Here is a 12,725-nt window from a genome sequence, read left to right as displayed (position 1 = left end):
GCCGGTCAGCCGGTCCGGGTCAGCGTGAGGTCGTCGACGTCGAACAGGAATCCGCCGCCGCCGTTGAAGACGAGGAACAGGCCGGTGCCCGCACTCGGGGTGAGAGACGCGGCGGTATCGGTGAAGGTGTCCCAGCTGCCGGTGACCGGGACGGTAACGGTGCCGAGCAGCGGTCCGGTGGGGGATCCGGTGTGGACGGCGGTGGTGCCGCCGGAGCCCGCCGAGGCGACCCGCAGGGAGATCCGGGTGAGGTGGGAGGTGTCCTCGGCGGCGATGCCGATCCAGTCGCCGGCCTCGATGTAGCCGGCGGTGCGAGCGCCGTGGGCTCCCGCGTGGTCGGCGGCCTGGACTCCGTTCTGGCTGGTCCAGTTCTCGGCCTGGAGCGTGGTCGTGGTGGGGGCCGTCGAGCCGGGGGTGAGGGTGATGTCGTCGACGTCGAACAGCGCGCCCTGGCCTCCGGAGTAGGTCAGGTACAGGCCCGGTGCGGTGCCGGACGTCAGGGGCGTCGACACGTTCGTGAACGTCTCCCAACTCCCGGTCACCGGCACGGCGACGGAACCGAGGAGCGGACCCGTGGCGGAACCGGAGTGGAATCCGATGGTGCCGCCCGCGCCTGCGGAGGCGACCCGCACCGTCACCGTCGAAGCGGTCCGCGGGTCGAGGGCGGCGTAGCCGCTCCAGTCACCGTTGTCGATGTAGCCGGCGGTCGCTCCGCCGTGCGCCGCCGCGTGCGCGGCGGCCTGGACCCCGCTCTGGCTGCTCCAGGCCTCCCCTTGCACGGTGGTGCCGACGGGGGTGCCGATGGGGTTGTCGCAGGCGGAGCTGACGGCTCCCGCGACGGTGCGGATGCCGCCCAGGACCAGCGTGGTGAACGCGGGATCGGCCCAGCTCTCCTGGGTGTGTCCCATGCCGGTGTACCAGGCGCGTCCGCCGTCGTAGGGGTGGCACCAGGTGTTGGGATGGTCGCCGCCCATGGTGCCGCCGGAGTAGCTGCTCTCGTCGAGCGCGGTCAGGACGTGCACCTGCGCCCGGGGGTTGGCGCGGTAGTTGTACCACTCGTCGGTGCGGGTCCAGCGGGCCGGAAGGTGCGCGGTGGCCGGGTCGGTGCGGTCCTCGACGGTGACGGCGGCCTGCTGGATGGCGGGATGCGAGTCGAAGTACGCCCCGACCAGGCTTCCGTACCAGGGCCAGTCGTACTCGGTGTCGGCCGCGGCGTGCACTCCCGCGTAGCCGCCGCCCGAGCGGATGTACTGCTCGAACGCGGACTGCTGGGCGGCGTCGAGGACGTCGCCGGTGGTGCTGAGCCAGATCACCGCCTGGTACTGGCCGAGGTTGGCGGTGGTGAAGGCGGCGCTGTCCTCGGTGGCGTCGACACCGAAGCCGTTGTCCTGGCCGAGTTTCTGGATGGCGGCGATCCCGGCCGGTATGGAGTCGTGCCGGAAGCCGGCGGTCTTGGAGAAGACCAGCACCTTGAAGGCCGGAGCGGCCTGGGCGGAGCAGGTCAGGGCGAAGGGGGCGAGCAGGCCGAGCAGCGCGGCGGCCAGGGTCGGCAGCAGCGGCCGGCGGCGCGCGCCGTGCGTGCGGCGGAACCGGATGGATGGGTACATGGAGTGCCTTTCCGCAAGATGGGTGAGTCAGGCGCTGCGGGTGAGGGTGAAGTCGTCCACGTCGAAGAGGTAGTCGCTGCCGCCGGTGAAGGTCAGGCAGAGCGTCGTGGCGGGGTTGGCGGTGAGCGTCGTGGAGACGTCGGCGAAGGTCTCCCAGCCGCCGGTGCCGGTGACGGCCACGGTGCCCAGGACCGTACCGGTGGCCGATCCGGCCCGGATCTGCAGGGTGCCGCCGGCTCCGGCGGAGGCGACCCGGGCGCTGAAACCGGTGACCTTGGACAGGTCGGTGCCGGCGTACGTCGCCCAGTCGCCGCTGTTGATGTAGCCGGCGGTCTTCCCGCCGTGCGCGGCCGCGTGGTCGGCGGGCTGCAGTCCGCCGGTGGCGGTCCAGCTCTCCGCCTGGGTGACGGTGGTGAGGGCGGCACCGTTGGTGACGGTGAAGTCGTCGACATCGAAGAGCGAACCGCCGGTGCCGCCGTGGAAGACCAGGAAGAGCCCGCTCGTCGTGGAGGGGGTCAGTGGGAACGTCAGGCTGGTGTAGTTCTCCCAGCCGCCGGTGACGGGGACGGTGACACTGCCGAGCAGCGGTCCGGTGGCCGATCCGGCACGGGCTTCGAGGGTGCCGCCGATGCCGCCGGAGGCGACCCGTACGGTCAGCCCGTTGGCGTGTGTGAGGTCGGTGCCGGCGTATCCTGCCCAGTCGTTGTTGTCGATGTAGCCGAGGGTCTGGCCGCCGTGCGCGGTGGCGTGCGGGGCGATCTGCACGCCGGCGGAACTGGTGAACGCCTCACCCTGGACGGCGCCCGGCACCGTGCCGGACCCGCCGAACGTGAACTGGTCGAGGTCGTAGAGGTTCCCCGTGCCGCCTTTGAAGACCCAGTACAGGGTGTGGGTGCCGGTCGGGGCGGTGACGGTTCCGGTGACGTCGGTGAAGGTGTTCCAGTCGCCGGTGACCGGGACCGTGGCGGATCCGATGAGCGTGCCGGTGGGGGAGTCGGCCCGCAGTTCGAGGGTGCCGCCGGAGCCGGCCGAGGAGGCGCGGGCGGTGAAGGTGGTGATGCCGGCCAGGTTGTAGGGGGTGAACGAGATCCAGTCGCCGTTCTCGATGTAGCCGACGGTCGTGCCGCCCTCGGCCGCGTCATGGCCGGCGGGCTGGACGCCGCTGGAGCCGGTGTAGTACTCGGCCTGCTTGGTCGCGGTGGGTGTGACGTTGGTGGCGGTGCCGGTCAGCGCGGGCTGGCCGTTCGCGCCGTTGTCGGTGTACGAGGCGCGCCAGACGCCGAACAGGTTCGCGGAGCCTGCGTGTTCACCGTCGACAACGGTCTGGATGGTGCCCGAGCAGCCGGTCGCGTCGGTCATGGCATGCGCGTGGCTGTCGTGCCCGAGCAGGTACTGGACCTGCACCCGGGAGCAGTCGACGGCGCTGTCCTCGGCGTCGGTGACGGTGACCCGGAAGGGGACGGCGTCGCCGAAGTGGAAGATCTGGCCGTTGGCGGGCGCGGTGACGGTCAGCACCGGCGCGGTGTTGCCGACGGTGACGGTGACGCTCGCGGTGCCGGTCAGCCCGTGGGTGTCGGTGACGGTGAGCTTCGCCGGGTACTGGCCGTTGGCGGCGTAGGTGTGCGACGGGTCGGCGGCGGTGGAGTCGGTGCTGCCGTTGCCGTCGAAGTCCCAGGCGTAGGTGAGCGCGTCGCCGTCGGGGTCGGTGGTGCCGGCGGAGGAGAAGGTGACCGCGAGTGGCGCCCGGCCCGAGGACGGGGTGGCGGCGGCCTGGGCGACGGGTGCGCGGCCGCCGGCGCCGATCGCCTCGATGCGGTACAGCCCGGAGAAGGAGTCGCCGTCGCCGAAGCCGGTGCCGTAGTCCAGGACGTACAGGGCGCCGTCCGGGCCGAAGGCCATGTCCATCACCTGGGTGCCGGTCCAGGGGAAGTCGGTGATGGTGCCAGCGCTGCCGTCCGCGTTGACCTGCACGTCCTTGATCCAGCGGCGGCCGAACTCGCCGATGAAGGCATGCCCGTCGTAGGACTGCGGGAACTTCACCGAGGAGGAGAGGTTCGGGTCGTAGTGGTAGACCGGGCCGCCCATGGGTGACTCGCTGCCGCAGCCGAACTGGGCGACGCTGCAGTCGTCGTACTTGATCCAGGACGACCGGGCGGCCGGCAGCTTGCTGATGCCGGTGTTGTTGGGCGAGCTGTTGACGGGGCCGCCCGCGCAGTCGAACTTCGCGCCCGAGGTGCTGGTGCCGAAGTCGAAGGCGTTGTACGTCTCGTTGGTGGTGTTGGTGCCGGTGCAGTACGGCCATCCGTAGAAGCCGGGCGAGGTCACCCGGTCGAACTCGACCTGGCCGCCCGGTCCCCGGGTGGCGTTCAGCGCGCCGGCGTCGGGCCCGTAGTCGCCGATGTAGACGGTGCCGGTGGGGCGGTCGACGCTCATGCGGAACGGGTTGCGGAAGCCCATCGCGTAGATCTCGGGCCGGGTCTTCGTCGTGCCCGGCGCGAACAGGTTCCCGGCCGGGACGGTGTAGGTCCCGTTGGCCTCGGGGTGGATGCGCAGCAGCTTGCCGCGCAGGTCGTTGCTGTTGGCGGCGGAGCGCTGGGCGTCGTAGGCGGGATTGCGTGACGCGCGGATGTCCAGCGGGCTGTAGCCGTCGGAGGAGAAGGGGTTGGAGTCGTCGCCGGTGGTCATGAAGAGGTTGCCCGCGGCGTCGAAGTCCAGGTCGCCGCCGACGTGGCAGCACATGCCGCGGTTGGTGGCGATCTGCAGGAGCTGCTTCTCGCTGACCGGGTCGATGGTGTTGTCGGCCCGCAGGGTGAAGCGGGAGAGCTGGTTGTGCCCGGCGAAGGGTGCGAAGTCGGCGGCGGTCCCGTCGGAGGGGGCGTCGCCCGCCGGGGTGTTCAGGACGGGGGAGTAGTAGACGTAGATCCAGTGGTTGGTGGCGACGGCCGGGTCGGTGGTGATGCCCTGGATGCCCTCCTCGTCATGGGTGTAGACGGGCAGCGTGCCCGCGACGGTCGTGGTGCCGCCGGCGTCGGTCTTGAAGATGGTGCCGCGCCGGTCGGTGTGCAGGACCATGCGGTCGGGGAGCACCGCCAGGCTCATCGGCTCGCCGGTCTGCGCGGTGCCCCGCGCGAGCTGGACCTGCTGGAAGGCGGCCGCGGCGGCTGCGGCGTCCGGGTGCGGGCCGTCGTGCGCGGCCGCCGGGGTGATGGCTCCGGTGGCGCCCAGCAGGAGCAGCGCCGAGGCGAGGAGAGCGGTGAACAGGGTGCGGAACCGGACGCGGCGTGGACGTGGACGTCTCGCGGGCCTTGCGGGCAGGAGGCTTGCGGGCAGGACTGAACGCACGGGGTTCCCCTTCCAGGGCAGCGCGAAGCCGCCTTGCGGAAAGGACGCCCCGCCGAGGCGCCCGGTGACCGGTCCTCCTGAACTCTCAGGAGGCGTTCGTTAGTTGAGGGGAGAAAGTAAGTGGGCCGGGAGCAGTCGTCAAGAGGTCCCGCACCGGTTATCGGTGCGCCGCGGAGCCGCTGCGCGGCAGCGGGAGCCGTGCGGTGTCGATGGCGTCGATGATCGACGACGCTCCGCCCCTGGCCGCCGCGGTGAAGCCGAGGGTGGACAGCGCGACCTGGCAGCCGCCGAGGTTCGGCGCGATGGTATGCGCGGCGAGCGTCCGCCGGGCGGGCGGCATGATCCAGGGCGCCAGCGTCACGAAGTAGCCGCCGAGGATGAGGGCCTGAGGGTTGAACAGATTGAGCAGGATCGCCGATCCGCGGCCCAGCCACTCGCCGACCCGGATCAGCGCGGCGGTCGTCCGCGCGTCGCCGGCCTCGGCCCGGCGGGCCACCTCGGCGACCTTCGCGGCCAGGTCGGTCAGCGGCTGCGCCGTACTGCCGGCCAGGTCCGGAGCCGCCTGCTGGATGATCGAGCCGATGCCGACCAGCGCTTCGAAGCAGCCTCTGCGGCCGCAACCGCACAGCGGACCGTCCTGCATCAGCGTGATGTGCCCGACCTCGCCGCCGTACCCCGAAGAGCCGCGCATCAGCGCGCCGTTGATGATCACGCCGCCGCCCACGCCGACCTCGCCGGTCAGATAGACGAGGTTCTGGGTGTGCGCCAGGGCACCGCGCCGGTACTCGCCGACCGCCCCGAGGTTGGCGTCGTTGTCCAGCGACAGGGCGACGCTGCTGTCGTCGAGTTGCTCCCGGAAGCGGTCGACGAGCGGGAACTCGTGCCAGCCGAGGTTCGGCGCCTCGGCCACCTCGCCGTCGGAGGTGCCGATCAGACCGGGGACCGCGATGGTGATGCCGAGCACCTCGCGGTGCTGGCGTGCCATCTCGCCCATCGCCCGGCGGGCCAGGTCGGCCAGTCGGACGACACAGCCCTCGGCGCCCAACTCGGCTGCCTGGACCGGCTCGTGCCAGGTCAGGACGTCGCGTTCGGCCAGGTCGACCATGACCGCCGACAGATAGTCGACGTTCACCTCCAGGCCGAGCGCGGTGAAACGCCGGCCGTCGAGGGTGAGCATGACGGCGGGCCGGCCGATCCGCCGCTCCTCGCTCGCCCCCACTTCGACGACGATGCCACGGGTGATCAGCTCGGCGACGATGTTGGAGATGGTGGCCTTGTTCAGCCCGGTACCGGCGGCCACTTCGGCCCGCGAACACGGTGCTTCGCGGCGGATGAAGCGCAGGACGACGGCGAGATTGGTCTCCCGGACATCGATGAAGTCGACAGCTCCGCTGCTGACGGGCCGCATGGCACACCCCTTTGTGCGAAGCATTGACAGTCGTTAGTCGCGACCACAAACTAAGTCGCACCGCACCGGGGCGTCAAGGTTCCGACTGCCCCTCACGTCACCTTAATCGACCGGTAATCGCAGGTCACAGAGGTGCGCCAGGACCGGTGCCGCTCCGCCGCACAGCCGCACACGTACCGCCGCTCAGCACCACAGCCGCTTACGTACCGCCGCTTTCTGGCGCCACCGAGGAGGTCCCCGTGACCGCCACCGCAGATCCACCCCTGCTCGCGATGCGGGGAATCGTCAAGGAGTTCCCGGGCGTCCGCGCCCTGGACGGGGTGGACCTCGAGGTCCGCGCCGGCGAAGTGCACTGTCTGCTGGGGCAGAACGGGGCCGGCAAGTCCACGCTGATCAAGGTGCTGTCCGGCGCCCACCACCCCGACGCGGGCGAACTGCTGTGGCAGGGCGAGCCGGTACGGCTCTCCCACCCCACCGCCGCCATGCGGCTCGGCGTCGCCACCATCTACCAGGAACTCGACCTCGTGCCCGGCCTCAGCGTGGCCGAGAACATCTTCCTCGGCCATGAACCGGCCTCCTTCGGTGTCACCCGGCGCGGCGAGATGCACCGCAACGCCCGTGAACTGCTCGGACGCCTCGGCCACGCCGAGATCCCGCCGTGGAAGCCGGTCGGCCAACTGCCCGCGGCGGCGCAGCAGGTCGTCAGCATGGCCCGCGCGCTGTCGCACGACGCCCGGCTGATCGTGATGGACGAACCCTCCGCCGCCCTCGCGCACGACGAGGTCACCAACCTCTTCCGGATCATCCGCGAGCTCGCCGCCACCGGGGTGGCCGTCGTCTACATCTCGCACCGGCTGGAGGAGATCCGCGAGATCGGCGACCGCATCACCGTCCTCAAGGACGGCCGCACCCGGGCCGTCGGACTGCCCGCCCGCACCACCCCGACCGCCGACGTGGTCGCTCTGATGACCGGCCGCGCCGTGGAGCACACCTTCCCGCGCCGGCCCGCGCCGGGAATGCGCAAGGGCGGTCCCGAAGTGCTGCGCGTCGAGGGGCTGTCGGTGGCGGGCCGCGTCCACGACGTCTCGTTCAGCGTCCGGGCCGGCGAGATCGTCGGGATCGCGGGGCTGGTGGGCTCCGGCCGCTCCGAGATCCTGGAGGGGATCTACGGCGCCCGTACCCCGCTGGCCGGCCGCGTCCTGCTCGGCGGTGCGCCCCTGCGCCCCGGCAGCACCACGGCGGCCGTCCGCCGGGGCATGGGCTTCGCCCCGGAAGAACGCAAGTCGCAGGCGCTCCTCATGCTGGAGAGCGTCGGACGCAACATCACCGTCGCCTCGCTCAGCCGCTACACCCGCTACGGCTGGTTCGACCGCCGCCGCGAATCGGCCGACGCGGCCCAGCAGATCGCCGCCGTACAGCTGCGCCCCGACGATCCGGAGCGGCCGGTACGCACCCTGTCGGGCGGCAACCAGCAGAAGGCGGTGCTGGCCCGCTGGCTGCTGCGCCGCTGCAAGGTGCTGCTGCTGGACGAACCGACCCGTGGCGTCGACGTCGGCGCCCGCAGCGAGCTGTACGCGCAGATGAGGGCGCTGGCCGACGCGGGTCTCGCGATCGTGCTGGTGTCCAGCGAGGTGCCGGAGGTGCTCGGTCTGGCCGACCGGATCCTCGTGCTCCGCGAAGGCCGGGTGATCCACGCCTGCGACGCGGTGGACATCGACGAACACGGGGTCCTCGACCTGGTGATGGAAGGAAGCGCGCTATGAGCGACACACCACACGCCCCCGCCCCGGACCTCTCCGCTCGCGCCGGCGTCCCCGGCGGCGTTCCCGAGGCGGACGAGCACCGCCGGGTGGAGGAGCTCGCCGCGCACGCCGCCAAGGAGGGCGTACGCACCGGGCCGTTCGCCTCCCTGGGCGGGATCGGCGGGCTCGGGGGACGCGGCGGGGGATCCGGCGCCGCCCGGGGCGCCGGCGCGCTACGGCATCTGGCGCTGGTGATCGCCCTCGGCATCCTGTGCGGCATCGGGGCCGTCACCAAGGGCAGCAGCTTCGCGACCACCAGCAACATGGTGCTGATCCTCAGCCTCGCCGCCGTGATCGGGGTGGTCACCGTCGGGATGACGTTCGTCATCATCGGCGGCGGCATCGACCTGTCGGTCGGCGCGCTGATCGCGCTCGCTTCGGTGTGGTCGACCACCACCGGCAGCCAGGCCCAGGGCCCGGCCGTCATGATCTTCACCTCCGTACTGGTCGGCACGCTCTGCGGGTTGCTGAACGGTCTGCTGATCGCCTACGGGCGGCTGGTCGCGTTCATCGTGACGCTGGCGACGATGGTCGCCACCCGTGGTCTGGCCGAACAGCTCTCCGACCGCAAGTCGCAGATCGTCACCGCGGACACGTTCCTGTCCATCGCCGAGACCCGCTGGCTGGGCATGCCGCTGCTGGTCTACATCTTCGCCGCGGTCGTCGTGCTGGGCTGGCTGGTGCTGAACCGCACCACGTTCGGCCGCCGCACCTTCGCCGTCGGCGGCAACCCGGAGGCCGCCCGGCTGGCGGGCATCAACGTCCGGCTGCACACCTGTCTGCTCTACGTGGTCTCCGGTTTCTGCTGCGGCATCGCCGCAGTGATGCTCACCGCGCAGGCCAACACCGGTGCGAGCACCCACGGCATGCTCTACGAACTCAACGCCATCGCCGCGGTCGTCGTCGGCGGGACGCTGCTGACCGGCGGCTTCGGCTCCGTGCTCGGCTCGATCCTCGGCGTCCTGGTCTTCACGACCATCACCGACCTGTTCATCCTCAACAACCTCACCACCCCCATCCAGGAGATCGCCCAGGGCGCGATCATCATCGCCGTCCTGCTCATCCAGCGCTGGGGCCGTGGCCGGTCCGTCACCACCTGATTCGGAGACCGATATGAGCACCAGTTTGGACCGCAGACACGTCCTCTTCGGCGGGGCGGCGATCGGCGCGGGCGCCCTCCTCACCGGATGCACCAACAGCAGCGACAACGACAAGAGCGCCCCGCAGGTGAAGGCCGGCGCGTCCTCGTCGGGAGCGACCGCGGGTAAGGCGGTCACCATCGGGTTCTCGGCCCCGGCCGCCGACCACGGCTGGACCGCCGCGATCACCATCAACGCCAAGGCACAGGCCCAGCAGTACTCCGACGTCACCCTCAAGGCGACCGAGGGCACCAACGACGTCGCCGCGCAGATCCAGCAGGTGCAGTCGCTGATCGACGCCAAGGTGGACGCGCTCGTCATCCTGCCCTTCGACGGCAAGGCCCTCACCGAGATCGCCAAGAAGGCGATGGCGTCCGGCATTCCGGTGATCAACCTGGACCGCATCTTCGCCAGCGGACTGGCCTACCGCACCTGGATCGGCGGCGACAACTACGGCATGGGCGTGAACGCGGGCAACTTCATCGCCCGCCGGATGAAGGCGGCGGGCAAGAGCGATCCGGTCATCGTCGAGGTCGCCGGGATCGACAACCTCGAACTCACCCAGCAGCGCAGCAAGGGCTTCAAGGACGCGCTGGCCGCCAACGGGCTGCGGCTGGCGGCCCGGCAGGCCGCCGACTTCACCGCCGCCACCGGCCAGCGGGTCACCGCGCAGCTGCTGCAGGCCACTCCGAAGATCGACGCGATGTGGAACCACGACGACGACCAGGGGATCGGCGTGCTCGCGGCGATCAAGCAGGCGCAGCGCGACAAGGAGTTCGTCGTGGTCGGGGGCGCCGGATCCCGCAAGGCCATGGAGTCGATCAAGGCCGACGACAGCCCGGTGAAGGCCACCGTGCTCTACAGCCCGAGCATGGCGTCGTCCTCGATCACCGTCGCCCGGCTCATCGCCCAGGGCCATGGCATGGCCGACCTCGTCGAGCACGAGGTACCGGCCTCGGTCACCACCTTCTCGGCGGTGGTGACGAAGGAGAACGTCGACCAGTACATGGCCGTCGGCTTCTCGTAACCACCCGGCCGGACGGCGGCGCGGCCGTTCCGGAAACGAACGACGGAAACGAACGACGGAAAGGGATCGACGACGATGTCCCCAGCACAGCCACCGGCCCTCGGCGTCGGCCTGGTCGGGTACTCCTTCATGGGGCGCGCCCACTCCCAGGCCTGGCGGTCCGTGGGCGCGTTCTTCGAGCTGCCGCGCCGCCCCGCGATGGTGGCCGTCGCCGGCCGGTCGGGTCCCGATGTGGCGCGCGCAGCGGAACAGCTCGGCTGGGCCGAGGCCGTCACCGATGTGAAGGAGCTGCTGGTCCGCGACGACATCCACGTCCTGGACATCTGCACTCCCGGCGACAGTCATGCCGAGCTGGCCGTCGCCGCGCTGGAGGCCGGCAAGCACGTGCTGTGCGAGAAGCCGCTCGCCAACACCGTCGCCGAGGCCGAGGCGATGACGGCGGCCGCCGAACGGGCCGCCGCCCGCGGTGTCCGCTCCATGGTCGGCTTCAACTACCGGCGGGTGCCGGCCATCGCGCTCGCCCGCCGGCTGGTGGCCGACGGCAGACTGGGGCGGATCCGGCACATCCGCGCCCAGTACCTCCAGGACTGGATCACCGATCCGCTGTTCCCGCTGGTGTGGCGGCTGCAGAAGGAACGGGCGGGCTCCGGCGCCCTCGGCGACATCGGCGCGCACATCATCGACCTGGCGCAGTTCGTCGGCGGCTCCCGGATCACCGGCGTCTCGGCGGTGACCGAGACCTTCGTCAAGGAACGCCCGCTGGCCGGCACCTCGGACGGGCTCGCCCCGGGAGCGGCGGCCGGCGGGACGGGTCCGGTGACCGTGGACGATGCCGCCCTGTTCACCGCGCGCACCGCGGCCGGCGCGCTCGCCTCGTTCGAGGCCACCCGGTTCGCCGCGGGCCGCAAGAACGCCCTGCGGATCGAACTCAACGGATCCGAGGGGTCACTGGCCTTCGACTTCGAGTCGATGAACGACCTCTGGTTCCACGACCACACCGAGAACGCGCGGACCGCCGGTTTCCGCCGCATCCTCGTCACCGAACCCGACCACCCCTACGCCGGCGCCTGGTGGCCGCCCGGCCATCTCCTGGGCTACGAGCACAGCTTCACCCATGAGATCCGGGACTTCGTGCAGGCGATCGGGGACGGTTCCGATCCCGCACCGTCGTTCGCCGACGGACTGCAGGTGCAGCGGGTGCTGGCCGCCGTCGAGGCCAGCGCGCGCGACGACAGCCGGTGGACACCCGTCGGCTGACCCAGGACCCTGCCCGACCGCCCCCCTCAGCGCGGGGTGGTGGCTCCTGCCGCCGACAGGCGCCGCCGCCCCGCTTTCCACCGGCCGTCCGACAGCCGACGACCGGACCGACCCGCTCCCGCCGGAGGACCGCCATGCCCCGTCCCGTCACCCTCTTCACCGGCCAGTGGGCGGACCTGCCCTTCGAGGAGGTCTGCGCGCTCGCCTCCGGCTGGGGATACGACGGCCTGGAGATCGCCTGCTGGGGCGACCACTTCGAGGTCGACCGCGCGCTCGCCGATCCCGGCTACGTACCGCGGCGGCTGGAGATTCTGGAGAAGCACCACCTCAAGGTGTGGGCGATCTCCACGCACCTCGTCGGCCAGGCCGTCTGCGACCACCCCATCGACCAGCGCCACCAGGACATCCTCCCGGCCCGGATCTGGGCCGACGGCGACGCCGAAGGGGTACGCCGCCGTGCGGCGCAGGAGTTGAAGGACACCGCCCGCGCCGCCGCGCTGCTGGGCGTCGACACCGTGGTCGGATTCACCGGCTCGTCGATCTGGCACACCGTCGCCATGTTCCCGCCCGCGCCCGCCGCCATGATCGAAGCGGGCTACCAGGACTTCGCCGACCGCTGGAACCCGATCCTCGATGTCTTCGACACCGAGGGCGTCCGGTTCGCCCACGAGGTGCACCCGTCGGAGATCGCCTACGACTACTGGACGACGGTCCGCGCGCTGGAGGCCATCGGCCACCGGCCCGCGTTCGGCCTCAACTGGGACCCCTCGCACTTCGTCTGGCAGGACCTCGATCCGGTGAACTTCATCCTCGACTTCGCCGACCGGATCTACCACGTCGACTGCAAGGACGCCCAGGTCCGCACCGGTGACGGGCGCCGCGGCAGGCTCTCCTCGCACCTTCCGTGGTCCGACCTCCGGCGCGGCTGGGACTTCATCTCCACCGGGCACGGCGACGTGCCCTGGGAGGACAGTTTCCGGGCGCTGAACGCCATCGGCTACACCGGACCGCTGAGCGTCGAATGGGAGGACGCGGGCATGGACCGGCTGCTCGGTGCCCCCGAAGCGCTGGCCTTCGTGCGCCGCCTGGCGGCGATCGAACCCCCCGCCGCCTCGTTCGACGCGGCGTTCTCCGCGAAGTGAA

8 protein-coding genes are annotated in these 12,725 nt (G+C 71.2%); 5 read left to right on the top strand and 3 right to left on the bottom strand.

Annotation, left to right across the window (positions count from 1 at the left end; translation table 11 throughout):
* Positions 1-5 precede the first annotated feature (5 nt).
* The 3 genes from G3I60_RS06480 to G3I60_RS06470 form a co-directional block, all read right to left on the bottom strand.
* Entirely contained in the window at positions 6-1,607 is a 1,602-nt protein-coding gene (locus G3I60_RS06480; RefSeq protein WP_164298842.1) for a ThuA domain-containing protein, read from the bottom strand.
* A 27-nt stretch (positions 1,608-1,634) separates the two neighbouring features.
* Positions 1,635-4,835: a carbohydrate-binding protein gene (locus tag G3I60_RS06475; protein ID WP_343241863.1), complete on the bottom strand. Its 3,201-nt coding sequence runs from the start codon at positions 4,833-4,835 to the stop codon at positions 1,635-1,637.
* Between the two features lie 271 nt (positions 4,836-5,106).
* Positions 5,107-6,357, bottom strand: a complete 1,251-nt coding sequence (locus G3I60_RS06470) for an ROK family transcriptional regulator (RefSeq protein ID WP_164298860.1) — start codon at positions 6,355-6,357, stop codon at positions 5,107-5,109.
* A gap of 272 nt (positions 6,358-6,629) precedes the next feature.
* Here G3I60_RS06470 and G3I60_RS06465 point away from each other — a divergent pair, with 272 nt between their 5' ends.
* From G3I60_RS06465 to G3I60_RS06445, 5 genes are all read left to right on the top strand, one after another.
* Positions 6,630-8,120, top strand: a complete 1,491-nt coding sequence (locus G3I60_RS06465) for a sugar ABC transporter ATP-binding protein (RefSeq protein ID WP_164298876.1) — start codon at positions 6,630-6,632, stop codon at positions 8,118-8,120.
* Positions 8,117-9,259 (top strand): ABC transporter permease, encoded by a 1,143-nt coding sequence (locus tag G3I60_RS06460; protein ID WP_164606778.1) that lies wholly within the window; start codon positions 8,117-8,119, stop codon positions 9,257-9,259. The genes G3I60_RS06465 and G3I60_RS06460 overlap by 4 nt, the downstream gene beginning before the upstream one ends.
* 13 nt (positions 9,260-9,272) lie before the next feature.
* On the top strand, positions 9,273-10,325 hold the full coding sequence (locus G3I60_RS06455) for a substrate-binding domain-containing protein (RefSeq protein ID WP_138359321.1): 1,053 nt from the start codon (positions 9,273-9,275) through the stop codon (positions 10,323-10,325).
* Positions 10,326-10,400: 75 nt separating this feature from the next.
* A complete protein-coding gene (locus tag G3I60_RS06450; RefSeq protein WP_164298864.1) occupies positions 10,401-11,582 on the top strand; it encodes a Gfo/Idh/MocA family protein in 1,182 nt (393 codons plus the stop codon).
* Positions 11,583-11,716: 134 nt separating this feature from the next.
* A complete protein-coding gene (locus G3I60_RS06445; RefSeq protein ID WP_164298866.1) occupies positions 11,717-12,724 on the top strand; it encodes a sugar phosphate isomerase/epimerase in 1,008 nt (335 codons plus the stop codon).
* Position 12,725: the final 1 nt, after the last annotated feature.

The sequence above is a fragment of the Streptomyces sp. SID13666 genome (assembly GCF_010548325.1).
Lineage (GTDB): Bacteria > Actinomycetota > Actinomycetes > Streptomycetales > Streptomycetaceae > Actinacidiphila > Actinacidiphila fildesensis.
Note: the sequence above shows the minus strand (reverse complement) of the source record. Positions and strands in the feature narration are given on the sequence as shown.

Bases quoted from the DNA above. Each gene is read 5' to 3' on its own strand.
- G3I60_RS06460 (WP_164606778.1), top strand. From the start codon at position 8,117: ATGAGCGACACACCACACGCCCCCGCCCCGGACCTCTCCGCTCGCGCC.
- G3I60_RS06445 (WP_164298866.1), top strand. From the start codon at position 11,717: ATGCCCCGTCCCGTCACCCTCTTCACCGGCCAGTGGGCGGACCTGCCC.
- G3I60_RS06455 (WP_138359321.1), top strand. From the start codon at position 9,273: ATGAGCACCAGTTTGGACCGCAGACACGTCCTCTTCGGCGGGGCGGCG.
- G3I60_RS06450 (WP_164298864.1), top strand. From the start codon at position 10,401: ATGTCCCCAGCACAGCCACCGGCCCTCGGCGTCGGCCTGGTCGGGTAC.
- G3I60_RS06480 (WP_164298842.1), bottom strand. From the start codon at position 1,607: ATGTACCCATCCATCCGGTTCCGCCGCACGCACGGCGCGCGCCGCCGG.
- G3I60_RS06470 (WP_164298860.1), bottom strand. From the start codon at position 6,357: ATGCGGCCCGTCAGCAGCGGAGCTGTCGACTTCATCGATGTCCGGGAG.
- G3I60_RS06465 (WP_164298876.1), top strand. From the start codon at position 6,630: ATGCGGGGAATCGTCAAGGAGTTCCCGGGCGTCCGCGCCCTGGACGGG.